Annotated in this window: 21 protein-coding genes and 1 pseudogene; 10 read left to right on the top strand and 12 right to left on the bottom strand. The window is 51.1% G+C overall.

The window, feature by feature from the left end:
- Positions 1 to 84: 84 nt before the first annotated feature.
- From DCCM_RS19780 to DCCM_RS15435, 7 genes are all read right to left on the bottom strand, one after another.
- A complete protein-coding gene (locus DCCM_RS19780; protein ID WP_373855494.1) occupies positions 85 to 189 on the bottom strand; it encodes a hypothetical protein in 105 nt (34 codons plus the stop codon).
- An 11-nt stretch (positions 190 to 200) separates the two neighbouring features.
- A complete protein-coding gene (locus tag DCCM_RS19775; RefSeq protein WP_174705169.1) occupies positions 201 to 470 on the bottom strand; it encodes an enolase N-terminal-like fold-containing protein in 270 nt (89 codons plus the stop codon).
- Between the two features lie 108 nt (positions 471 to 578).
- Complete coding sequence (locus DCCM_RS15455) at positions 579 to 1,652, bottom strand: ABC transporter substrate-binding protein (RefSeq protein WP_104373281.1); 1,074 nt, start codon at positions 1,650 to 1,652, stop codon at positions 579 to 581.
- Between the two features lie 180 nt (positions 1,653 to 1,832).
- Positions 1,833 to 2,615 carry an ABC transporter ATP-binding protein gene (locus DCCM_RS15450; RefSeq protein ID WP_104373280.1) on the bottom strand — a complete coding sequence of 261 codons (783 nt, stop codon included), beginning with the start codon at positions 2,613 to 2,615 and terminating at the stop codon, positions 1,833 to 1,835.
- Positions 2,612 to 3,670 (bottom strand): FecCD family ABC transporter permease, encoded by a 1,059-nt coding sequence (locus tag DCCM_RS15445; protein WP_165792198.1) that lies wholly within the window; start codon positions 3,668 to 3,670, stop codon positions 2,612 to 2,614. The genes DCCM_RS15450 and DCCM_RS15445 overlap by 4 nt, the downstream gene beginning before the upstream one ends.
- A gap of 6 nt (positions 3,671 to 3,676) precedes the next feature.
- Positions 3,677 to 4,432 (bottom strand): DUF364 domain-containing protein, encoded by a 756-nt coding sequence (locus DCCM_RS15440; protein WP_104373279.1) that lies wholly within the window; start codon positions 4,430 to 4,432, stop codon positions 3,677 to 3,679.
- 101 nt (positions 4,433 to 4,533) lie between these two features.
- On the bottom strand, positions 4,534 to 4,737 hold the full coding sequence (locus tag DCCM_RS15435; RefSeq protein WP_104373278.1) for a hypothetical protein: 204 nt from the start codon (positions 4,735 to 4,737) through the stop codon (positions 4,534 to 4,536).
- Between the two features lie 905 nt (positions 4,738 to 5,642).
- On the opposite strand from DCCM_RS15435, the gene DCCM_RS15430 reads away from it, so the two are divergent.
- The 9 genes from DCCM_RS15430 (at position 5,643) to DCCM_RS15390 (ending at position 15,340) form a co-directional block, all read left to right on the top strand.
- A complete protein-coding gene (locus tag DCCM_RS15430) occupies positions 5,643 to 6,374 on the top strand; it encodes an ABC transporter ATP-binding protein (RefSeq protein WP_165792197.1) in 732 nt (243 codons plus the stop codon).
- A gap of 240 nt (positions 6,375 to 6,614) precedes the next feature.
- Entirely contained in the window at positions 6,615 to 8,189 is a 1,575-nt protein-coding gene (locus DCCM_RS15425) for a nitrogenase component I subunit alpha (protein WP_104373402.1), read from the top strand.
- Positions 8,190 to 9,551: a nitrogenase molybdenum-iron protein subunit beta gene (gene nifK / locus DCCM_RS15420; protein ID WP_104373276.1), complete on the top strand. Its 1,362-nt coding sequence runs from the start codon at positions 8,190 to 8,192 to the stop codon at positions 9,549 to 9,551.
- Positions 9,552 to 9,568: 17 nt separating this feature from the next.
- Positions 9,569 to 9,940 (top strand): nitrogen fixation protein NifQ, encoded by a 372-nt coding sequence (locus DCCM_RS15415; protein WP_104373275.1) that lies wholly within the window; start codon positions 9,569 to 9,571, stop codon positions 9,938 to 9,940.
- 106 nt (positions 9,941 to 10,046) lie between these two features.
- Complete coding sequence (locus tag DCCM_RS15410) at positions 10,047 to 11,438, top strand: nitrogenase component 1 (protein WP_165792196.1); 1,392 nt, start codon at positions 10,047 to 10,049, stop codon at positions 11,436 to 11,438.
- Positions 11,439 to 11,440: 2 nt separating this feature from the next.
- Positions 11,441 to 12,721 (top strand): nitrogenase iron-molybdenum cofactor biosynthesis protein NifN, encoded by a 1,281-nt coding sequence (nifN, locus tag DCCM_RS15405; protein ID WP_104373273.1) that lies wholly within the window; start codon positions 11,441 to 11,443, stop codon positions 12,719 to 12,721.
- A gap of 99 nt (positions 12,722 to 12,820) precedes the next feature.
- A complete protein-coding gene (locus DCCM_RS15400; RefSeq protein ID WP_104373272.1) occupies positions 12,821 to 13,447 on the top strand; it encodes a Fe-only nitrogenase accessory AnfO family protein in 627 nt (208 codons plus the stop codon).
- A 108-nt stretch (positions 13,448 to 13,555) separates the two neighbouring features.
- Entirely contained in the window at positions 13,556 to 14,545 is a 990-nt protein-coding gene (locus DCCM_RS15395; RefSeq protein WP_104373271.1) for an ABC transporter substrate-binding protein, read from the top strand.
- Positions 14,546 to 14,608: 63 nt separating this feature from the next.
- Positions 14,609 to 15,340 carry an ABC transporter permease gene (locus DCCM_RS15390; RefSeq protein ID WP_165792195.1) on the top strand — a complete coding sequence of 244 codons (732 nt, stop codon included), beginning with the start codon at positions 14,609 to 14,611 and terminating at the stop codon, positions 15,338 to 15,340.
- Positions 15,341 to 15,482: 142 nt separating this feature from the next.
- On the opposite strand, the gene DCCM_RS15385 is transcribed toward DCCM_RS15390, so the two are convergent.
- From DCCM_RS15385 to DCCM_RS15360, 5 genes and pseudogenes are all read right to left on the bottom strand, one after another.
- Entirely contained in the window at positions 15,483 to 17,207 is a 1,725-nt protein-coding gene (locus tag DCCM_RS15385) for an aldehyde ferredoxin oxidoreductase family protein (protein ID WP_104373269.1), read from the bottom strand.
- A gap of 429 nt (positions 17,208 to 17,636) precedes the next feature.
- Complete coding sequence (larE, locus tag DCCM_RS15380; RefSeq protein WP_104373401.1) at positions 17,637 to 18,458, bottom strand: ATP-dependent sacrificial sulfur transferase LarE; 822 nt, start codon at positions 18,456 to 18,458, stop codon at positions 17,637 to 17,639.
- Between the two features lie 268 nt (positions 18,459 to 18,726).
- Positions 18,727 to 19,527, bottom strand: a pseudogene (larC, locus tag DCCM_RS15375) (nickel pincer cofactor biosynthesis protein LarC); the annotation flags it as partial.
- Positions 19,524 to 20,288 carry a nickel pincer cofactor biosynthesis protein LarB gene (larB, locus tag DCCM_RS15370; protein ID WP_104373267.1) on the bottom strand — a complete coding sequence of 255 codons (765 nt, stop codon included), beginning with the start codon at positions 20,286 to 20,288 and terminating at the stop codon, positions 19,524 to 19,526. The gene larB and the pseudogene larC, both read right to left, overlap by 4 nt.
- A gap of 224 nt (positions 20,289 to 20,512) precedes the next feature.
- The gene (locus tag DCCM_RS15360) at positions 20,513 to 21,679 is read right to left on the bottom strand and encodes an iron-containing alcohol dehydrogenase (protein WP_104373265.1); all 1,167 of its coding nucleotides are present in this window, start codon (positions 21,677 to 21,679) and stop codon (positions 20,513 to 20,515) included.
- A gap of 873 nt (positions 21,680 to 22,552) precedes the next feature.
- Here DCCM_RS15360 and larC2 point away from each other — a divergent pair.
- The gene (larC2, locus tag DCCM_RS15350; RefSeq protein WP_165792194.1) at positions 22,553 to 23,740 is read left to right on the top strand and encodes a nickel pincer cofactor biosynthesis protein LarC2; all 1,188 of its coding nucleotides are present in this window, start codon (positions 22,553 to 22,555) and stop codon (positions 23,738 to 23,740) included.
- Positions 23,741 to 23,813: the final 73 nt, after the last annotated feature.

Genomic DNA, 23,813 nt, shown 5'->3' with positions numbered 1-23,813 from the left:
TTTCTTGTTTTTATTATCCCGCCGGCTCCTTTAACCCGGGATGGGATACTGGGCATTATCCCTTGTTCTTTTGATGTTATTGCTTTAATCCCGCCTTGTAATAACAGTCCGGCTGGCTGATTTGCCAAAGAAGTGATAACCTGAGCCGCCTTCCGCCAGAAGATCCAGCAACCGGTCGGGGCTGTTCACGGAAATTCCGCCTATAATATCAGCTCCCCGTTGAAAGAAAGCATCCGGCAGCAGGCTTGCATGGCTCTGGCGGAACTGGGACAGCAGACCGCCTCGGGAATGGTCTTGACCGGTGTAAAGCAAATGCCGCCGAAGCTATTGCTGAGTTTTACCCCTGTGAAAAATAAACCCAAAACTATCCGTTCCAGGGAGATTTCGTCTAACTCCTCCCCTAAAGCAGCCTGGATATGTCCGTGGGTTTCCCGGAGGATGGCGCCGGGACTAAAGTCTAATGAGCCCACAGATTATTCTCCTTTTCCGTAAACTTAAAAGCCTTACCCGGCCATGAGAATGTTCCCCTGACGCCGGGCCGCCGGCGCAATCCTTTGCCTTGCTGTGTTATTTAAAGGTTATTCCCCGGCCGATTGCGGGTTGAAAAATGCTTTGAATTCCTGGTCGGTTAATGAATAATGATAAAAGGTTTTAAAAAATTCCCCGGTTTCCCGGGCCAGGTTGATATTTGCAAAGGTATCCGGATAAAGCGTCCGGGCCAGCCACATAATCCCGAGGATGGATTCCGGGGAAGGCCGGTCCCACCAAAAGGCGCCGATGGGGCATTGGTACAGCTGATTATTTTTCACTGCGTTTATATTGGTCATTTGCGCGTTGTTTTTCAGTTCGTCGGCCATGATAAAGTGGTTTTTGGTGGGTCCTATATTGCTGCTCATGATAATAACGTCAGGATTCCATTGCAGGACCTGTTCGGCTGAAACCTGGTTGGCATTGTCCACTCCCCGGGCAACGTTGATTCCCCCTGCTGTTGTAATAAAATCCTGTCCCCAGGCAGAGCCGTCGGTTCTCAGCGGGATGCCCAGCATATAATAGACTTTTTTCTGTTTGTCCGCCGTCAGTCCGGCGGCCTCATCCTTAAGCATTTTCAGCCGGCTGTCCCAAAAACCGATCAGGGTATTTGCTTCATTTTCCTTGTTTAATACTTCTCCCATCATCTTAAATTCTTTTTTTAAGCCGTCAATGGTGGCCCGGCCCGTTAGCACCGTTACAACAGGTATCCCGGCATCCTCCAGCTTTTTGTTGCCCTTGGGGGAAGTGACGCTGGCAATTACAACATCCGGTTTAAGCCTGATAATCTCTTCCACGCTGATATTGTCAAAGGAACCGGCATCCGGTATGTTTTTGAACTGCGGCTCAAATTTAAGTAAATGCGGGAAGTTTTCCTGTGAAGGCTGGCCTACAATCTTGTCGGCCGCGCCGAGGACAACGATTTCATTGGTGGCGCCCCCGTAACAGGTGACGACGATTTTATTAACCTCCGCCGGAACTTTAACTGTTTTACCGGACATGTCCACAACAGTCTTTTCTGCCGGGGCGGTTTTGACTGCCGTCTGGGTGCCGCAGCCGGCCTGAATAAGAAGGCATGCCATTATGACGGCTGCAGCCAGATAGTATTTAATGTATCTATTCATATTCTTCTCTCCATTGCTATCTTGTTTTTGGCCCTGGGAACTCAGCCCAATGCCGCCGGAGGGTACCGGCACGGGTTTTGATGACCGGCTCCTTATCCGCCCTGCACATTTATGCGCTTGCATTTTCCGGGGCCGGACAGTCCATTGGTCCGGTATGAATATTGATAATTTACCGGCGGTCTACTGTACTAAGGGGACAATAACCCTTGTTTCACCGCCTTTTCGGATGGTTGTGGTTATTATTTTAACGTCAACCCCAAAAAGTGTTTTCAGGCTCTGCTCGGTTATCATTTCCTCCGGCCTGCCGGCCCCAAAGACTTTGCCCTTATGCAGCAGCAGCACTTTTGTGGCACTTAAAAGGGCGTGTTCCGGGAAGTGGGAGGACATCACCACCGCCAGGCCCATTTGGGCCAGCTTTTGAACGTGCCTGAGAACCAGCAGCTGGTTGCCGAAGTCCAGGTTGGAGGTTGGCTCATCCATGATTAAAACCTGGGGCTGCTGGGCCAGTGCCCTGGCAATAAGCACCAGCTGCCTTTCACCGCCGCTTATTTCCGTGTAGATTTTATTCTGTAGATGGGAAATATTAAGGGCCTCAATGGCTTCCAGGGCTATCTTCTGATCGTTTTCGGAGGGCGAGGCGAAAGCCCCCAGGTGAGCTGTCCTGCCCATTAGAACAATATCCAGCACCTTATAGGGAAAGGGCGGATTATGGGCCTGGGGAATGTATCCCATAAACCTGGCTATTCTGGAGCGGGGCCAGTTGCCGATATTCTCCCCGCCGCAGAGAATTTCTCCCCCCTGTAATCTTAGTAATCCCAGCATGGTTTTAAAAAGTGTTGTCTTTCCCGACCCGTTCGGTCCCAGCAGGTATAAAACCTCTCCTGAATCAACGGGCAGGGAGACCTGGTGGACCACCGGCTTGCTGCCATAGCCGCAGGTAACGTTTTTAAGCTCCAGTCTCATAGCCAGCCCCTCCGGCTTCGCTGCAGCAGATATAAGAAAAAGGGAGCGCCAATCAGGGAGGTCAATATGCCCAGGGGAATTTCCACCACGGCCATAATCCTTGCCAGGTCATCCACCAGCAGTAAATAGGAACTGCCGATCAGGATGGAGGCAGGCAACAAAACCTTGTAGTTTGGACCCACCAGCATCCGGGCCAGGTGCGGAACCAGCAGTCCCACCCAGCCGATTACCCCGCAGATGGAGACGGCGGCGGCGGTCATCAGGGTGGAGCAAACAATCACCAGAAACTTTAATCTGCCGGTGTTGATACCCAGTGCCCGGGCCTCTTCCTCTCCCAGGGACAGCACGTTCAGGCGCCAGCGCAGGAGATACAGGGGAACGGCCCCGGCCAGCATCGGGATGATCACCGAAAGGACATCCCGGGGGGCGACGGCGGCCAGACTGCCCATCAGCCAGTAGGTGATGGCCGGCAGCTTGTCGTAAGGGTCGGCCATATACTTAATCAGGGAAGTGCCTGAGGTAAAAAGCGTTCCAACCAGGATGCCGGAAAGAATCAGGGCCAGCATGGGGTCGTGCCTGATTCTGCTGCTGACGGCATAGGCCAAAAGCACGGCCAGAAGGCCGAAGAGAAAGGAGGAAGCCTGGATTCCGATTATGCTGAAGGAGTTAAAGATGGCTATGGCGGCGCCAAACCCGGCCCCGGCGGAAGCCCCTAGAATATCCGGCGATACCAGCGGGTTTTTAAACATTCCCTGGTAGGCGGCGCCCGCCGTGGCCAGAGCGGCTCCCACCAGCATGGAGGCAATGATTCTCGGCAGCCGGACCTGAAAGACCACCGTATCCACCGTGTCCGGCCAGGTATGCTGCAAGGGCAGGAGTTTGGCCGCCAGGACATTGAGCAACAGGTCCGGAGAAACCGGGTAGCGGCCCAGGGTAAAGGAGATGATGAAAAGCAGCGGCGGCAGCGCAAACAATGCGCCGCCTTTAATTACGCGGAGGCCGTCCCGGGATTGAAAAATTAATTGAAATATATTTCTCTTTTTAATTAATTCCAATTCCGTTCACCTGCTTGAGGCTTGTTCGCCGTTTATCTTTACCATCCGGGCGCCCCGCTGGAACAGCTGCAGGCTGCCGCCCTCCTGAACCACCTGGCGGACGGTTTCCGGGTCAACCACCACGGTGCCCGCCAGCACGTTGACGCCGTATTGAAAAAGAATGGGAGTCAGGGGGGTGCTGGGACCCACCAGTATAACCACCGCCTGCCTGCTCAGTTCCAGCAGCCGGGGCAGGGTTTTATTGATCAGGGTGGTGGCGGTGATAAAGATGTAATCCTGCCGGGGTAAAATGTATTCACAGGCCGGGTCCGGAAAATCACCCGGCCGGGGCCTGCGCTCCAGGATGGAAAGCCGGCAGATGGCGGCCAGCGGGTCCAGGTCGGGAAAGTGGCCTATTACGGCTACGTTTTTATCTCTCAGCTGCTCTTGAAAACAGGTGAAGGCGTTGACCTGTATCTGCTCGCTAAGAGGCTTGCCGGACAGTTTTTCCGCCTGTTCGGGAGTGTTGTAAAAAGAGTTGATGGCGGCAAGGCCTATGGTTGCCTCTAAAAAATCCCAGGATTTAACATGCTCAGCCAGTTGACGAAGAGGCATGCCGCGTATTTCACCTGCCAGCCTTGTGCCGGTACCGCTTTCCGGGTAGGTCATGGCAATTCCCGCGGTTCTGGAGTCGACCATGGTCCAGCATAACCCCAGCAGGCAGTCTCTCACCTTTAGGCCGGGCGGAATTGCGGCAATGAGTTCGTCGTAGATTTCCCACATGAAAATTCCTCCAAAATATGGCCGGGCCGGGCTTGTTTTCCCCGGCAAGTTCAAATGCGGGCGACAAGGAAAGCGCCGCTACCGGCATATTTGTCCGCGGTCTAAATTTCAGAGAAATATTTTAAAGCATACTCTTCTTCATCCCCCAGGTCGCTGGTGATGACAATGCATCCGGACATTCTGCCGTAGCTCAAAACCTCGTATACTTTTCCCCTGGTAATATTAAAGACTGTGGACCCGGCCCTTATTTTGCTTCCAATTTCAGGCATCAAGGTCTGGCCGCAGCACCGGCAAACAGCTTCCATGCGCTTTTCCTCCTCTATTGCGGGTATGGGGACGCTGCTATTGAATAATAGTATGTTGTCATGCAATATATTACATGACAAAAATAAGCATGACATAGTTGTTGTTTGGGTTGGACGTTACATAACATATCGTAACGTAACATAAATTTATTATGTTAATAATAGTAAATTAGGTTGGGGTGCTTGTCAATACAATGGGGATTAAAAAATCATGCAACATTTTAGCGGCGGAGAATGGCAGGGAGGCTTCGGGGCGCCTTCTGCATGGGGTGAGAGTGCTGCCGCGCGGGAAGGTAATATCCGTGCCCCAAGAATTATTTTTATAAAAATATCTTCAGGGTATATTGACATTTATTTTATTATGACTTATCATTCTTTCATAGTTACGTAATGTACAGTTATGTTACGTTATAATTATTTATATCAATGAAACAATTTGTATTGAGTGGAGTTGAGTGGCGTTGAGTGGCGTTAAAATATTTAACGTTAATCTATGCTCTATCCGATTTGCCTGACAGTCTTTATAGTATACAAGCGATACGATGAAGTATCAGGCCGACGATGCCCTAATTACGCAGTGCGCGTATATTAGGGCAATTATATTTTTACGGTCTTTTTAATTATGACAACAAAAATTTAATTAAAGGATACAAAGCGGTATCAAAAGGGCGGCGGCGCTTTTTAAGAAAGCTATTTTTCCTGAAGAGCGCGCTGGTCAGCACAAGGATGTATTAAACCGAGCAGTGACGCTTTCACGACAGGAGTCAACCCTGTTGTGACGGCGTTTTTTGTTTTAGCCCGGCGGTTTTTGGCAGGCTATCCGGCTGAATCCAGGGTTTCAGCAAAAACACTATGCAAATAAACTTCCTGATATTTAAGTAATATGAATTTTGGAGGCGATGGAGATGTGGGGAATAGAGGTTAATAACGTTACTAAAAAAGCAATTTTGCCTGATGGAACAAGTGATTTGTTATTTGAAAATTTTAATTTAAGAGTAAAGGAATCGGAGGTTGTTGGAATTTTTGGGCCTAACGGCTGTGGAAAGACTACGCTGTTAAATATGGTTTCAGGAATTAGCAGGCCCGATTCAGGCGAAATATTGATATTTGGGGAAAAACCGGGAGAAAAAAGGATTGCCTATATTTTTCAGGATTATCGAAGCAGTCTTTTCCCCTGGCTTACAGTGAGGGATAACATTGTATTCCCTCTTTCTCTCAGAAAAATGAACAAAAGGGATATTGATGAAAAACTGAATCGCATGGCGGAAAACATTAAAATCTCATTCGACATGGCTAAGTATCCTTATCAGTTAAGCGGCGGGCAGCAGCAATACATTTCCATATTAAGAGGGCTTATTTCCGACCCCGTTGCAATGTTGATTGATGAACCTTTCTCAGCATTGGATTATAGCAATAGCTTATGGCTCATGAAAAAGATGTCGGAGATTATGGATGCCGTAAAAATTCCGGCAATATTGGTGGCGCATGACATTAATCATCTAATGCGTCTTTCTCACCGGATTTGCTTTTTTTCCAAAAAGCCCACGGGAATAATTAAAGAGAGGCATATCAAGTCTGATAGAGCATGGAGAAATCAGTATTTTAAATATAATGAAATTTTAGAAGCAATGCACTAGTTATTAAAAATGTCATACCTTCGGTGCAATTGCAGATAAAAATCGGCATCAAAAGAAATATAAAAAATAGGAGGTTTATGCTGTGAGATACTTTATTGCCCCGTGAAAAACCAGGCGAATCCGCAACAAAACCGATTATATCACCGGCATTCAGTGGTAAGGGCAAAAGTCAGAAAAACCGCTTAAAAGGCATATGAATTGGAGGTGCAATTAACTGTGAAAGAAAAAATTAAAAAAATAATGGAGAAATACCCGGCCAAAGTTTTTAAGAACAGAAAGGAACATGTTCTGGTGGTGAATAAATGCGAGGCGCCGCAAATGATTATGGCCGATGCCAGAACAATACCGGGAATCATAACAGAGCGCGGGTGCACTTATGCGGGCTGCAAGGGTGTTGTGGTGGGTCCCCTGAAAGATACCGTGGCCATAACCCATGGTCCCATAGGCTGTGGTTATTACAGCTGGCTGACAAGACGAAACAGGGCAAGAAATAATGAAGGAGAGGGTTATAATTTTCTGACTTACTGTTTTTCAACCGATATGCAGGAAAAGGATATCATATTCGGCGGTGAAAACAAGCTGAAGCAAGCCATCGGGGAAGCCGTGGAGATATTTAAGCCCAGGAGTATCATGATATGCGCGACCTGCCCCGTGGGATTGATCGGTGACGATATTAACGCGGTGGCAAATTGGGCCGAAAAGGAATTCGACACCCAGGTAATAGCCTTCAGCTGTGAAGGCTATAAAGGAGTAAGCCAGTCCGCCGGGCACCACATTGCCAATAACGGCCTGTTTAAACATGTCATTGGTACGGGGGATGAGCCCGTTGGAGAATACTCCGTCAATATATTGGGGGAGTACAACATTGGCGGCGACGGCTGGGAAATTGAAAGGCTGCTGAAAACCGTCGGCTACCATATTATATCCATCATGTCCGGGGACGGTTCCGTCGAAAGATTGCGAAACGCCCACAAGGCGCACCTCAACCTGGTGCAGTGCCACCGTTCCACCAACTATACCGCGGAATTGCTGCGGGCCCAATACGGCACCGACTGGCTTAAGATCAACTTCCTTGGAATTGAAAGCACCGTTCAATCTTTGAGAGATATTGCAAAATACTTCGGGGACCGGAAACTGATTGACAGAACCGAGGCGCTGATTGCCGAAGAGCTTGCTATTATACAGCCGGAAATGGAAAAGTACAGAAAGCTCTGTCAGGGTAAAACCGCGGCGCTCTTTGTGGGAGGCTCAAGGGCGAACCATTTCCAGGGCCCGTTCAAAGAACTGGGCATGGAAACAGTTCTGGCCGGTTTTGAGTTTGCCCACAGGGATGATTATGAAGGAAGGGAAGTAATCCCGTTTATAAAAGAGAACGCGGACAATAAAAACATTGAAAATATTGTGGTCGGGCCTGACAGGGAGCGTTACCGCCTGGTACTGTCCAGGGAAAAGTATGAGCAGTTGAATAAGGAAATGTCTCTGAATTATTTTAAAGGAATGATCAAGATCATGGATGACGGCAGTATCGTTGTGGATGACATCAATCATTACGAGATAGAATCTTTTATGAAATTATTGAAGCCGGATGTTTTCGGTTCGGGAATAAAGGAGAAATACGTCATCCACAAAATGGGGACGCTGTCGAAACAGCTCCATTCCTATGATTACAGCGGACCCTTCGCAGGTTTCAGAGGGGCCGTGATATTTGCCAGGGATGTGGCCATGGGATTGACCACACCTGCCTGGAGGTTGATTAAACCTAAATGGAAAACCGGTCCGACCCTTGAAGGCGATTTTATCCGGGAGGTGGTTTAAATGCTGGATCATACCCCGAAGGAATGTATTGAAAGAAAAGCCCTGGTAATAAACCCCGCCAAAACCTGCCAGCCTCTGGGCGCCACCTATGCCGCACTGGGCATACACCGGTGTTTGCCGCACAGTCACGGCTCCCAGGGGTGCCAGATGTATTTCAGGTCACACCTGAACAGGCATTTCAGGGAACCGGTTGAGGCTTCCACGAGCTCCTTTACAGAGGGCGCGGCGGTTTTTGGCGGGGGAGCGAACCTGAAAACATCAATTAAAAACATATTTTCCATTTACGACCCGGATATTATTGCCATTCATACCACCTGTTTGTCGGAAACCATTGGAGACGATATACCAACCTATATTGCCCAGGCTGAAGTGCCCGAAGGCAAATTTGTCATTCATGCCAATACGCCCAGCTACGTGGGCTCGCATATCGTAGGATTTTCCAATATGGTCAAGGGTATGGTTAAATATCTTTGCAATAATAACGGCAACCCGAACCGGAAGATAAACATCATCCCCGGTTTTGTAAATCCCGGGGACATGAGGGAGATTAAAAGAATCTTAAAAGCCATGGAAATTGATTTTACCATGTTTCCCGACACAAGCGGCGTATTGGATGCTCCCCTCACCGGGGACTATACCATGTTTCCCGCCGGGGGCGCCAGGGTGGAGGATATTGTTGCCGCGGGAAACTCAGGCGCCACATTGGCCCTGGGAGGTTTCGCCTCCGGAGACGGGGCTTTTGAATTGAAGAAAAAGTGCAAGGTTCCGGCAAAAGTATTGCAAACCCCCATTGGTATAAATGCCACCGACGAGCTTCTGATGGCGGCGTCGAATTTCAGCGGCAGGGAAATTCCGGCGGAACTGGAGGAGGAAAGAGGCCAGGTAATTGATATAATGGCGGATTTGCATCAGCATTATCATGGTAAAAGAGCGGCAATCTTTGGAGATCCGGATATTCTCATCGGACTTGCGGCATTTCTCCTGGAATTGGGTATGATTCCTAAATATGTACTTACGGGAACGCCGGGAGCTTTATTTAAAAAAGAGGTTGACCGGATGCTTCAGGAGGCGGGTGTCGACGGCAGGGTCATAAGCGGCGGCGACCTTTTCACATTGCACCAGTTGCTAAAGAATGAACCGGTTGACCTGTTGATGGGAACAACCTACGGCAAATATATCTCCAGGGCCGAGGATATCCCCCTTGTACGGGTGGGCTTCCCGGTTATGGACAGGGGCGTTCACTCTTATCTGCCCATTGTCGGCTATAGAGGGGCCATGAGGCTGGTGGAAATGATCAGCAATACGCTGTTGGACAGGGTGGACAGAGACGCGCCTGATGAAAATATGGAATTAATCATGTGACAACCGGAGGGATAAAAATGCCCAATTTCCCCCATCAATATTTTCCATTTAAACCAAATCATATTCCCCCGGAGCACGCGCCGGGCGTAAGGGAGCGATTGCTTTCCTGCGACGGGGCGGGTGATCAATTCGACCGCCATGTGATGTCCTGCGCATTGGCCACCGCCATGGCCGAGAGGGAATATCATCCGCTGACAGAAGCCCTTGGTCTTACCCGGGAAACAATTGCGGAAATATTGGGAAGCATGTTTCCCGGTAGCTATGCCATTGACGAAATTATTCCAGCCCATGCCGGCACCGGAGAAGCTGCCCCTGAGGAGCCCGCCCTTAGAAAAATGCTTTTGCTTCACCGCACGGCAGGTACGCCGATTGAGGAAACAAAAGTATAAAAATCCACAAATATCCTTTTTGTGATTACTGTCCTGATCTGGAAGAGTGCATTGCCACGGAGGATTAATCCCCGACTCTGAATTCTATGGAAAGGAGGAAGAAATTTTGCGCAAAAAGATTGCTGAAACTCCCGGAAACGTCGCTCCCTGCGCACATAAAAGCGCCGGCGGGCAGGATTGCAGAGGAATTGAACCTCCGGGACTTGCCACCTTCGGCTGCGCCTACGAGGGGGCCTATTTTGCCCTGGCGCCGGTGTCCGACGCCGTTCACCTGGTGCACGGGCCGATGACCTGCCTGGGCTCCACCTGGGAATTTCGCCATGTGGGAAGCAGTTGTGCGGGCCTGGACAAGACTCAGGTGGGTTTTACCACCGATATAGGCGAAATGGAGCTTGTTCACGGGGGAGAGAAAAAACTGGCCGGGGCTATTGATTATGCCATAAGCAAATATCAGCCCCAGGGAGTGTTTGTCTATGAAACCTGTGTGACCGCGCTGATTGGGGATGATATGGATTCAGTCTGCGGAGCGGCGGAGAGGCGCTGGAACATCCCTGTTGTTCCTGTCCACGCCCCGGGTTTCATCGGCACAAAAAATTACGGAGAGCGGCTGGGCCTTGAGGCGGTGGTGAATCATATAGTCGGAACAAAGGAGCCGGAATTCGCCACTCCTTATGACATCAACCTTATTGGCGAACACAACATCAACGGGGAGATGTGGATGTACAAACCCATTCTCCAGGAGATTGGCGTCCGGATTCTTTCCACCTTTTCCGGTGACGGGCGCATAGAAAAAATGCGCCAGGCTCACCGGGCGCGCCTCAATGTTGTGGTGTGCGCCAAATCTTCCCTGGCTATAGCTGAAATAATGAAAAAGAGGTGGGGTATACCCTATTTGTCCGCGTCCTTTTACGGCATGAGGGAGGCCTCGGATGCCATCCGCCGGATTTGCCGGCAATTAGGTGATGCCAAATTGATCAAAAAGGCTGAGCAGGTGATAGCCCGGGAAGAAGCTAAAGTCAATAAGGCGCTGGAACCGTACAGGGAGCTGTTTGCGGGACGTAAGGCGGTTCTCAACACCGGCGGCAACAAATCCTGGGCCTTTGCCGTGGCCCTGCAGGATATAGGCATAGAGGTGGTTGGCGTTTCAGTGCGCAAATCCAATGAGGAAGACCGGGCAAAACTCCGAAATATCCTCGGGGCGGATGCTGTGCTGATGGAAAAGCCGGTGGTTGAACAGATTCCCCTGATTATGCGCACCGGGGCCGACTTGCTTCTGGCCGGGGGGCGCAGCCTTTACTCGGCATTGAAAAAGGCTATTCCATTTATCGAAGTGAGCCAGGAGAAAACCGGCAATTATTGCGGCTACGGGGGTCTGATCAATCTTGCCCGGGATATCGACCTGTCAATAAACAATCCCGTGTTTAAGCTTGTCAGCGGTGACGCCCCCTGGGAAAAGAAGGTAATGGAGCCGGAGCAATGCCTGGGCAGGGGGGCATAATTATGAGGGCCTATGCGACTATTGGCAATAAGAATATGCAGGTTTACCCCATAAAGCTGTCCCAGCCCATGGGCGCGACCCTGGCGGTTCTGGGGGTGAAGGGAAGTCTCGCCCTGGCCCATGGGGCTGTTGGCTGTTCCAGTCTGACAAAAATATTTTTCACGCGTCATTTTTGTGATCCCATCGCCATACGAACCACGGCGGTGAGCGAGCTGGCCGCCATCTTTGACGGCGGGGAGGGCATTGTGCGGGAAGCTGTTCAAAATTTTCTGCCCAGGGTGAGGCCCGAGGTTATCGGCCTGTTTTCCACGGGGCTGACCAGCGCCAAGGGTGATGACCTTAAGCGCATCGCAAACAGTATAAATTATCCCATTGTTTATGCTGAAACTCCCGATTTTGAAGGCGGGCTGGAAAGCGGCTGGGCAAAGATGGCCGCGGCCTTTATAGAACAGGTCATGAAGCCCGGGTTAAACCTCCGGCCTGATAAGGTTCTGCTAATGCCGCATGTCAGCCTGCACCCCCTGGAAGTGGAGGGCGTTAAGGATCTTCTGGCGGAATTCGGCCTGGAGGTCCACGCGCTTCCGGATATTTCCGATTCCCTGGACGGCCACCTTGGAATTAACCAGGCGTCATTGTGCCAGGGCGGCATTGCAATGGATGAAATTAAACAGCTGGGCTCCGCGGGGCTCGTCATTTCCGTGGGAGCCTCAATGCTGCCCGTGGCGGAGGCGTTTCTCCGCAAGAGCCCCCAGGCCTTGCATATTAATATTCCCGGTCTTATGGGATTGCAGGCCACGGATACTTTTATCGGGCAGCTGATGCGGCTGACCGGCAGGGAGCCCGGCCCCAGGGTCAAGCACTGGCGCCGGCGCCATCGGGATGCTCTTATTGATTCCCATTTTTACATCGGCAGGAAGCGCTTCATACTGGCAGGCGAGCCCGACCGGATTGTGGATATGGCTGCGGCCCTGGCGGAGGCCGGAGGAATCATAACCGCCATTATTGCCAGCACACCCGGCAAGTCGCTGGAGAGATCCGTGGCGCACCGGACCCTGGTGGGGGACCTGGAGGATGCCGAGGGCATGATTGATGACTGTGATGTTTTGATATCAAATTACCATGGTGAGCGCATCGCCCGCCGTCATGGAAAAATTCAGGTTTTGCGGGGCTTCCCGATTCTTGAGCAGATTGGTGCTCAATTGAAGGTGGATACTCTTTACGATGGAGGCACCCATTTTCTGGTGGAGGTGGCAAATGCAATTATTGCAGGCCACCCTCATTGACAGTCTTTCAGGAAGACACCAATTCAGCATTGTATTTAGAAGCATTTATTATGAAATAAAAGGACGATTGAAAAATATTTCAGGAAAGAAGGTATTGTCATGCTCAAGGAGATCGCCGTTCATGTGGGCAGGAATGGAGAAACCGCCACCCTGTACGAGCAGGGGAAAATTGTAATATATCAAAGGAAGCAGGGAAGCTGGAATGTCCATAGGGAAAAAGACTATAGCTTCAAGCGGGAGCAAGGATTGCCGGGGATGCGCAAGCAAATGGGAGAAGTGGTTGATTTTATTGGCGGCTGTAAAATATTTGTGGCCGGCGCCATTAGCGGTATACCCTATTATGAATTGGAGAAGGCCGGGTGCAGTATCTGGGAGTTTTCCGGCGAACCCGATGATTTGCTGGAGTATGTCTGGGAAAAGGAGGAGCAGGCGGCCCTGGAAAAAGCGGTCAGGCTTGTGGCGGTGCCCGGGCCGGTGGATATGGGCAACGGCTGCTATAGTATTTCAATCAAGGAGATTCAGGAAGCCGGAACGGGAATTACCACCAAGCAGGTGCTGTTGCCCTTTTTGCGGCAGGGCGATTTTTACCGGCTGGAAGTGCTGTGCAATCACATCCCGCCATGGCTTAAGATGGAGATCATGGGTAGCGGCCTGACCTGCGAGGTGGAAAAAGTGGCTACGGGTGAAGTGAGGCTGGTGATTGGCAAAAAGGTCTGTTCCGCTTAAACGGGGGTTGTGCCCCTGTGGGAAAGCGGTCCCGGACTAAGTTGCCGCCGGTAATAATAGCTTTGCGCAAAATTCGTTATTTACGTGCCGGGCGAACGGGGGGTTAGTATGCAAAGGAGAGCTTTAAAGGGGTTAATTGTGCTACTGGTGTTTATTTTCATCGCGGCTCTTTTAACGGGATGCGGTAAACCGGAGACCCGTGGCACCAGCCCGCAAAAAGTTAAAATTGGATATAGCCGGTTAATTATCAGCCTGCCAGTATTTGTTGCTGAAGAAAGGGGAATTTTCCGCGAAAACGGGCTTGATGTTGAATTGGAAGGATTTGACACCGCCCAGCCGCTAATGGACGCGCTTTTGGCCGGGCAGCTGGATGTAGCCGGCTACACGGCCTTTCCCATTACCTTTAACGGCCAAGTCAGAAGTAAAAAACAGCTGTATTATCTCACCGCCCTGGTGGAGGATGACAAGCATCCCATCAGCATGCTAATGGTGAAAAAAGACTCGCCCGTCAGCGGCATAAATGATTTGCGCGGCAGGAGAATCGGCATTTTACCCACAGTGGCCTATAAGGCATGGCTGAACATGATATTGCAGGAAAACGGTATTTCTCCCGATGAGGTGGTTATTCAAACCCTCGCTCCCGCTTTAACAGCCTCCTCCCTTGATTCAGGGGCGGTGGACGCCGTATTCTCCAATGATCCCGCGGTAACAACAACCCTGCAAAAAGGAATAGGAAGGCTTCTTTACCAGGGAGCCATTGTCCCCAAATATTTATGGTCGCCTCTTCCATTTGGCAGTTTCAACGTCAGTAAGGAATTTGCCGACAAAGACCCCGATATGGTGGAGCGGATAGCCAAATCCCTGGATGAGGCCATTGAATTTATAGACGCAAATCCCAGGGAGGCGAAAAAGATGATGGCCGGTTTTGTTTCCGATACCGAGAAACCTTTTGTTGAAAATTATTCGGACCCCAGGTATTTAAAAACCGGCGAGGTCTCTCCCGGGGAGCTCTCCAGGCTTGTGGAAGCCTATCAGAAACAGAACATAATAAAAGGAAATCTGGATTTGACAAATATGCTGTATAAATACCCTCAGTAAAATGCACACGCGGCTAATGGCAAAAATATTTTAAACGGGTCGGTATTGAAGATGAAAAAATATATGCTTGCTTTTGCAACCGCGGTTTCATTCTGGCAAATAATTTGCTGGCTTCAATTGATTAACCCCATGTTTTTGCCGACTCCTTATGAAACTTTCAAAGAGATTATTTATCTTGTTTGCAAGGATATTATACTTTTGGATGCGGCCTATTCCCTAAAGCGCGTGCTGACAGGCGGCGCCGTATCTTTCTTGATTGGGGTCCCCGCGGGGCTCCTGCTGGGTTATTATGAAAACTTATACAATTATGTGGAGTGTTTGATAGATTTTTTCAGATCTATTCCCCCGATAATTGTTTTTCCCCTGGCGTTGTTGATATTCGGCATTGGCGAGGTATCCAGAATAATTGTTATTGTATTTGGGTGCGCCACCATAATGATGTTGCATTCAGCCGTGGGAGTGCGCAACAGCCCGAAAATGCGGGTCAGTATCGCTAAAATGATGGGGGCAAAATGGCACCAGGTTTTTTCCCGGGTGATTATATTCGACGCTTTGCCCCAGATATTTATCGGGACACGGGTTTCATTGTCTCTGGGGGTTATTATTGAGGTGGTGACGGAAATGCTGGCCGGGGCGAAACATGGGCTGGGCAGCAGGGCGGTATATGCCCAGATCGCCTACAATACCCCGGAGCTATATGCTACTATAATTTTTGTCGGGCTGATTGGGTTTTTTATAAACAAGGGCCTGATTTTGCTGGAAGACAGGGTGATTTACTGGAGAAAAGGCATATAAGTTGAATTTGTACCGGGCCGGGATTGTTTAGAGGCAAGTATATAAAACAGAATAAAAATGGGGCCGGTGCAAAACCGGCCCCATTTTTACGGGTCGTGCCATTGTTTGTCCATTTGTTTAATAGCTGCGATAATTACCGCTGTTAGAAATTAAACACCTCATCCAGCTCGTCTCTGAGGGCGAACTTGGTGTTGTGGGGAGCCAGTTCCTCGTTGTAGAAGAATTCCGGCAGGCGGTCGTCGGCTTTGGTGAAGCCGGCCTTTGCGTTGAAGGCCCGCTCGTTTTTAAGGACGCTCTGGCCAAGGGCCACCACGTCGTCGGTGGTCAGGGAGGTGCCGTACATGGCGTTCAGCATTTCCACCACTGTGGGCAGGCCTTCCGGGTTGTCCAGCACCGCGAAGGCGATGAAAAGGCACAGTCCGGTGGAGTCCACGGCGGCGGTGGCGATTTGCAGGTTCCTGGAAAGTTCGATCTGTCCCTGGTCGCTGGTAGGCTCCACGAAACCGCCAACCTTAAGAATGTTTGCGGTAACCGCGTAGCCGGCGGTGTGGTCCGCGCCCATGGTGGTGGTGGCGTAGGTTACACCGTTGCCCCGGCAGGAGCGGGGATCGTAAGCGGGAATGGCCTGGCCCTTGACGGTGGGCACCCTGGTCACACCGTACAGTTTGCCGGCAAAGGTTGTGCCTGAGCCGATGATTCTTCCCAGGGGGGAGCCGGTGTATACTTCTTCCAGCGCTTTGATGGCGGCCTTGCCGTCGCCGAAGGGAATTACTCCGGCCTCCATCAGAACGCCCAGGGTGGCGCCGGCGTCAATGGTGTCCAGGCCGATATCATTGCAGAGCCAGTTCATCATGGCCACGTCGTCCAGGTCGCTTACTTCCAGGTTGGGACCGAAGCCCCAGGCGGATTCATATTCAATGGGGGCGCAGACCTTGCCGTTGGGCATGGGATATACGTTGGAGCAGCGCATTACGCAGCCGGGATGGCAGGCGTGGGTGGCCTTGCCTCCCCTGGCCACGGCAACCTCGGCCAGTTTTTCACCTGATACCTCGCTGGCCTTGTCAAAGCGGCCGAAACGGAAGTTCCTGGTGGGCAGGGTGCCGGCCTCGTTGATAATGTTCATCAAAACGTTGGTGCCGTAGCTGGGCAGTCCGGAGCCGCATACCGGGTGGTCCAGGAGTATTTTGGCAAATTTTCTGGCCGCGGCCTTGAACCTTTCCGGGTCCTTCACCGGGACGTCGAAGGTGGTGGGGCTGTCGATAATAATGGCCTTGAGGCCTTTCGAGCCCATCACGGCGCCCAGGCCGCCCCGGCCCGCGTAACGGGAGGCGTTGCCCTCGCCGTCGTTGGTGCCGACCCCGGCGTTGGCCATGAGCATTTCGCCTGCGGGGCCGATGAAGATGACGCCGACCTTTTGTCCGAATTTTTCACGGCACAGGGCAACCGTGTCATATCCGCCCTTACCGGTCAAATCGCCCGCCGGCTCAAGCTTTACGCCAGCGGGGGTGATGCTGATGAGGTAGAACTCACCTTTGGGAGCCTGGCCTTCCACTATTACGGCTTTGTAGCCAAGGTTGGCCAGTTTCTGGGAGCTGATTCCCCCCGCGTTTGATTCTTTGATGGTTCCGGTGAGAGGGCTTTTCCCGCCCACGGAGAGCCGTCCGGATGAGGGAGCGCTGGTTCCGGAAAGCAGGCCGGGGGCATAAATCAGTTTGTTAAAGGGACCCAGCGGATCACAGGTGGGTTCTACTTCGTCCAGCACAAATTGTGATGTCAGGGCCCTTCCGCCCAGAGCCGCGTATTTCCCGGGAACCGGCTCAACTTTGACTTCCTGGGTGGTCATGTTGATTCTTAAAATTTTATCCATCCATAGTCCTCCCTTTTCTTTTTTCTTATTAATTGTTAAAACTTTTGACAAAACTCAATATAACCGTTATGCAATCTATATACCACTCGAATTTAAAAAAACCTTCTTAAATTAGCAGCTTTTTTATTTCCATAATGATAAAAAATAACAAAATAGGGGCGAGATGCCCCTATTTTGTGTGAAAATAGCACAATCAACCGGTCATTAATGGATCGCCTGTCCCATAATAAAACAAAAGCAATGCCTTGAACGGTATCCTGTATAATTTGAAAATGTTATGGCTACAGTGATTATCTTAAACAATCTGTCTTTCCATATGCTTAATTATGCATAACGTGTGCCAGGTTAATAAAATGATAAAAGCCGGTGTTCATGTACATACCGGCTTGTTTTCCCTGTCTTTTTATGTGGCTGTTGGGGGATATGCTATCAATAAAGCCTAAGGCGGTCTTCCAGGGTTTCGTTCATGCTGCCGGACCGAAACCCCCGTAGATCAAGGGTGACATAAATATAGCCAATTGTCTTTATGGCGGCGGTAATCCTTTCGGCGTCCCGGAGAACGCTTTCCATCCGGTCCGGGGGCACCTCGATGCGGGCCAGGTGCCCGTGATGCCTGACTCTTAAGGGAGTATAGCCCAGGCTTTTTAAAAAGGCTTCCGATTTGTGCACCATATCCAGGGCCTCGGGAGTAATTTCAGTCCCGTACGGAAACCTGGAGGCCAGACAGGGATTTGCCGGTTTATGGGCGGTGGGCAGGCCCATTTCCCTGGACAGGGCGTATATGTCCCGCTTGGTAAGGTTTGCCTGCTTTAAAGGTGTGCGCACCCCGGCCTCCACCCCGGCACGCATTCCCGGGCGGTAGTCCGAGGCGTCGTCCGCGTTGACTCCGTCAGCCACATAATTTAAGCCCCTTTCCCGGGCCAGGCTGTTAAGCTTCTCGTATAATTCCTTTTTGCAGTGATAACACCTGTCCGGAGGGTTTCCCGCAAAAGCCGGGCTTTTAAGTCCCCCGGTTTTTAATATTAGGTGTTCCGCCCCCAGGGAGCGGGCAATTTCAGAGGCTTCCTCCGCCTCTCCCGGCGGGTAGATTTCCGATCTGGCCGTTACCGCAAGCACCCTGTCACCCAGCGCGTCCAGGGCGGATTTTAGCAAAAGTGTGCTGTCCGCGCCCCCGGAAAAGGCCACCAGCACACTGCCGTAGCCTTTTATAATTTTATTTAGATATTGGCTCTTGTCCTGTAAAGTTTCCATTTGCACCCGGCCCGTCCTTTAAAAATTTTAGGGCATTAAAATGCTGTTTATCACCACGGCATTTATTTCAATTTGTTTATCTCGCTAACGGCCTGTAAGACCCCGTCCTCGAAGGTCGGGGATAAACAGGTAATTAAGGAAAGGAGACACACCTCTATTAAAAGCTTGACTTTGGGGTGAGGAATGTCCCCAACTTATTCGAACTAAGTTCGCTCTAAGGGTTCGGTAAGGGGATAACCCCTTCCAAACCCAAGGCTCACTTATATTCCCGCCCGGGGTTATGCTGGTGCCCATGTTCATGCCCGTGCTCCTTATGACCCCCGGCGCCTGCCGGCACCCCAAGGGGGCTGTCAGCGGTGTCGCCGGTTATCAGCCTTAGCAGGTTGGGGTGTTCCATATCTTTTTTGCCCGAACCGTAACCCACTGTTTCAATGGTCATCGGGGGGAGGCCGGAGAAAGCCTCCGCCAGTGTTGAAATCAGTGCCGCGCCGGTGGGAGTGACCAGCTCTCCCTGGACACCCGCGCCGTAAACAGGCACGCTGCGCAGTATTTCCAGGGTTGCCGGGGCCGGGGAGGGAATGATGCCGTGCATGCATTTAATAAATCCCGTACCCATGGGCAGGGGAGAGGAGTAAGCCTTTTCCGCTCCCAGCAAGTGCAGTCCCAGCACTGTGCCCACCACGTCCACTATGGCGTCAACGGCGCCCACCTCATGGAAGTGGATGCGGTCCGGCGTGGTGTCGTGCACCTTTGCCTCGGCCAGGGCAAGACGGTTAAAAACAGCCTTGCTTTTCTCCTTTACCTCATCCGGCAGGCCGCTGCCGTCAATAATCCGTAGAATATCTTCAAGATGGCGCAGGGGTTGTTTCTCCTCCGCAAGGTCCACAAATACGTTAACGGCGGTAATGCCGTTTCTTTTTATCTTTTCCCGGCGCAGCCGGTAACCTTCCACCGGCAGTTCGGACAACATGTCCTTGAGCCGGTCGAAATCCGCCCCTGCTGCAACAAGCGCTCCCAGGCACATGTCCCCGCTGATTCCTGAAAAACAATCAAAATAGGCTATTTTCATGCTTCCGTCCTTTCAAGCAGCCGGGTGATGGCGTTGGCCATGGCGGCTGCGCCAAATCCATTGTCGATATTTACCACGCTTACTCCCGAGGCGCAGCTGTTAAGCATGCATAAAAGGGCGGATAAACCGTTGAAGCTGGCCCCGTAGCCCACGCTGGTGGGCACCGCCACAATGGGCTGGTCGGCCAGGCCTCCCACCACGCTGGCCAGTGCTCCCTCCATGCCCGCCACCACGATGATTACATGGGCCCAGCGGATCAATTCCAGTTTGTCCAGCAGGCGGTGTATGCCCGCCACCCCCACGTCGTAGCAGCTTTTTACGTGGTTTCCCATTATCTCCGCGGTTACGAAGGCTTCCTCGGCCACGGGCAGGTCCGCGGTGCCGGCGCTCATAATCAGTATGTTTCCCTTTTGGGGCGGTTCTTCACCCCGCCTGACCACTATTGTTCCGGCCAGTTCGTGGTATTCGGCGTCCGGGTAAATTTCCTTTACCGCGCCGTAGGCTTCCCGGGAGGCCCTGGTCCCCAGAATGCTCCTGGTTCCCTGGCAAAGTTTATTAAAAATCTGTGCCACCTGTTCCACGGTTTTTCCCTGGCAGAAGATTACCTCCGGAAACCCCTTGCGCAGCGCCCGGTGGTGGTCCACCACCGCAAAGCCAAGGTCTTCATATGGCAAGTGCTTTAATTTGTTTAAAGCGTCACTTATCTCAACCCTGTTGTTTTTTACATCCTCCAGCAATTGGCGCAGTTCATTTTTCACCATAAATTACTGCTCCTTTTCAGGTGCTTTTATCAATATGCAATCAAGGGGGGCAAGTACATTATAATTATATACCTTTTTTCAATTAGGTCTACTTGGGGATCGGAAAAGGTTGTTTCCCGGCGGGGAAATCCTCCGGGAGGCAGGCGGGCCTTCCTGAAGCTGCAAAAAAAACAGGTGGAACAATGTCCACCTGCCGGTAAGTATATGGATTTACTGTGGTAATTTTAGAGAGCGGACTTAAAGATGCTTATTACGTCGTCTAATGTGGCGGTTCTCGGGTTGGTGAAGCTGCAGGCGTCTTTCATGGCGTTTTCAGCCATAATCTTGAGGTCTTGTTCTTTAACACCCAGTTCGGTCAGGCCGGCGGGAATGCCCACGTCGGAGGACAGCTTCTTGATGGCGGACAGGGCCAGGTCGGCGGCGTCACGCATGGATAAACCTTCGACATTTTCGCCCATGGCAACAGCTATGTCAACGAAACGCTCGGGGCAGGCAATCAGGTTGAAGCCTTCAACGTGGGGCAGCAGGATGGCGTTGCAAACTCCGTGGGGGAGATTGTAGAAGCCGCCCAGCTGGTGGGCCATGGCGTGAACATAACCCAGGGAAGCGTTGTTGAAAGCCATGCCGGCCAGGAATTCAGCATAAGCCATGTTGTCCCGGGCCACCATGTTCTGACCGTTGGCCACCGCATTGCGCAGGTTGGTGGCAATGAGTTTAATAGCCATTAAAGCCGCGGAGTCGGTTACAGGGGTGGCGATGGTGGACACATAGGCCTCGACCGCGTGGGTCAGGGCGTCCATTCCGGTGGCGGCGGTCAATGCCGGGGGCATGCCAACCATTAACAGGGGGTCGTTGATTGCCACGTTGGGGGTGCAGCGCCAGTCAACGATGGCCATTTTAACTTTGTTGCTGGTGTTGGTGATGATGCAGAAGCGGGTCATTTCGGAAGCGGTACCGGCTGTGGTGTTAACAGCGATGAAGGGGGGCATGGGCTTTGTGGTCTTGTCAACGCCCTCGCAGTCACGGATATGGCAGTTATTGGTGGCTACCATGCCGATGCCCTTGGCGCAGTCGTGGGAGCTGCCGCCGCCCAGGGAGAGTATCATGTCGGCGCCGCAGTCCTGGTAAACTTTCAGGCCGTCATGCACGTTAATGTCGGTGGGGTTCGGCTCGGCTCCGGCATAAATAGTAACCTTAGTGCCTGCGGCTTCCAGCATGGCCTTGATGTCGTCGGCCATTCCGCCTTCACGGCCCAGGAAAGCATCGGTAACGATTAAAACATTGGTGCCGCCCAGGGTTTTAACCTGATTGGGAATTTCCTTGTGGGAACCTACACCCATTAAGTTAACAGTGGGAATAAAATAACCAAATACCTGTTCGCCGATTGCCATTATAAAATTCCTCCTTGATATAATTAATATTTTGTTGGACTTTAAGGGTATCTTTGCCGGGGGCTGTTGCTGCGCCGCCGCCGGGCCTGATACGCTTGTCCAGGTAAGCCGTGTTTAGTAACCCGATTATCCGGAGCCGATGCTGTCTGCTCACTTGATGGTAGCGGGCGTGAATAAGATTTTGCAAAATTTTTCACATCTTTTAAATGTTTAGATAATACAGAAACGGATTGGATTAGCGCCTGCCGGTATTTCACCTCCCTTACCACACTTGCACTTCTTTTCAAAAAAGCTCAAATAAACAGATTATTTTGAGTGAATAGCAAATAGGATGCCATTGATTCACCGGTTTTGAACAAGCCGGTTAACCCGCCAACTTCATGGAGAGCCCGGTTAAACTTTTAACCGGTCATAGAGTATCTAACCCGGCCCGGTGTTTAATTTGGGGACAAGGGTATGCGCACAATTTGGAACGGTTGCTCCAAAACAGAACGGTTTGGCGGGCTTTGCAGGGATTCTGATGTTTTGAGGCCGGTGGGGTTTGGGCCGGCCGGAGGTTGGCCTTATCTGCCGGGAACGGCTTCAAAATTATAATTGGGTGGGAATTTTGCATGTTTTTATGCAAAATTCGTGAAATTTTTATTTTACGAATGAATTGTGATACGGGCGCAAGGCAGCCGCGGGCGAAAACCGGCAGAGGTTATGCTGCCGGTTTTTTCAGACCCGGCCGCCTCCGGGAAGGCTATTGGTTTTTTACGTAATTTTTTAATGTAAAAAGTTGCTCTCCGCGCAAATGCTTTGTTAACCGTAGCCATTTTAAGTATAATGTTTTCAATATATCGTAATACCGTAAAAAAACAGGGAGCCTCCCAGATGAAGATACTTTTTTTTGATTGTTTCGCAGGTCTCAGTGAAGCCGCGTTAATGGCGGCGCTTTTGGACGCGGGGATCGATTCCCTTTATGTGGTGGGGAGCATGAACTCCCTTATGCCGGAAAAAGTGCGTATCGAAACTGAAAAAAAACATAACCTGGGTCTCCGGGGAACCTTGCTGAAGGTTATTTGCAAGGAGGCAATAAATTTCAAAAGCCTATCCGAACCGGAGCACATAGTTTTAAAAAGCGGTCTTCCGGATATGGTTAAAACCAATGTTCTCAAGGTGTTGAAAAAAATGAAAGAGGCCGAGAACAGGGTTTACGGGCTGCCCCCGGGGGAACGGGGTTTTATTGAGTCCTTTTCAGCGGAGTCGCTGGTGTTTGTGGCGGGAATAACCCTGGCCCTGCACAGTATGCAGACTCCCGAGGTTTATTGTTCGCCTCTGCCGCTGGGAAGTGGCATGGCAATAAAAGGAAATAATTTACTGCCGGTTCCCACCCCCCTGACCGCGGAACTTTTGCTGAATGTTCCCGTTAAACTATTAAATACCGGGGAGGAACTGGTGACCCCGGCCGGCGCTGCCCTGGCTGTTGCAGCAGTCAGGGGATTCGGGGCCGCTCCGGAAATGAAGGTGAAATCCGCGGGTTATGGAATAGGGGCTGAAGGAACCGTAATTGGAACCCTGCGGGTATTGCTCGGCGAGGCTGAGCGTTCCTGCGCATTTATGGAATCGGTTACGGTAATTGAAACCAACATTGACGACATGAATCCCCAGTTTTATGAACATATTTTTCACCTGCTTTTAAAGGCGGGAGTACTGGATGTTTTCATAACGCCGGTGCAAATGAAAAAAAACAGGCCCGGCGGCCTGCTCACCGTGCTGTGCCGGGATGAGCAGCTGAAAACCGCGGCGGATATCATATTGAAGGAGACCACCACCCTGGGAATAAGGGTAAGGGAAGAAAAAAGAGTAGTGTTGCACAGAGACTTTATTACTGTTGATACCGTTTACGGTGCCGTGAAGATAAAAGTCGCCCGGGGCGGAGAGCCCGCCGCCGTGCTTCACTGGACACCGGAATATGAGGATTGCAAGCTTCTGGCGGAACAATCCGGCGCGCCTTTACAAAAGATATATACGGAAGTATATAAATTGGCCTCGAGGGATCCCCGGCTGGGAAACCTTTAAGGGGCTGCCTTTTAGCCGGTGGGATTACAATCCATTGGCTTAAGTCTTTAAGTTTATATATAATAATGATATA

The organism is Desulfocucumis palustris, assembly GCF_002933875.1.
GTDB classification, from domain to species: Bacteria; Bacillota; Desulfotomaculia; order Desulfotomaculales; family Desulfocucumaceae; genus Desulfocucumis; species Desulfocucumis palustris.
This window is presented reverse-complemented; position numbering and strand designations above follow the sequence as displayed.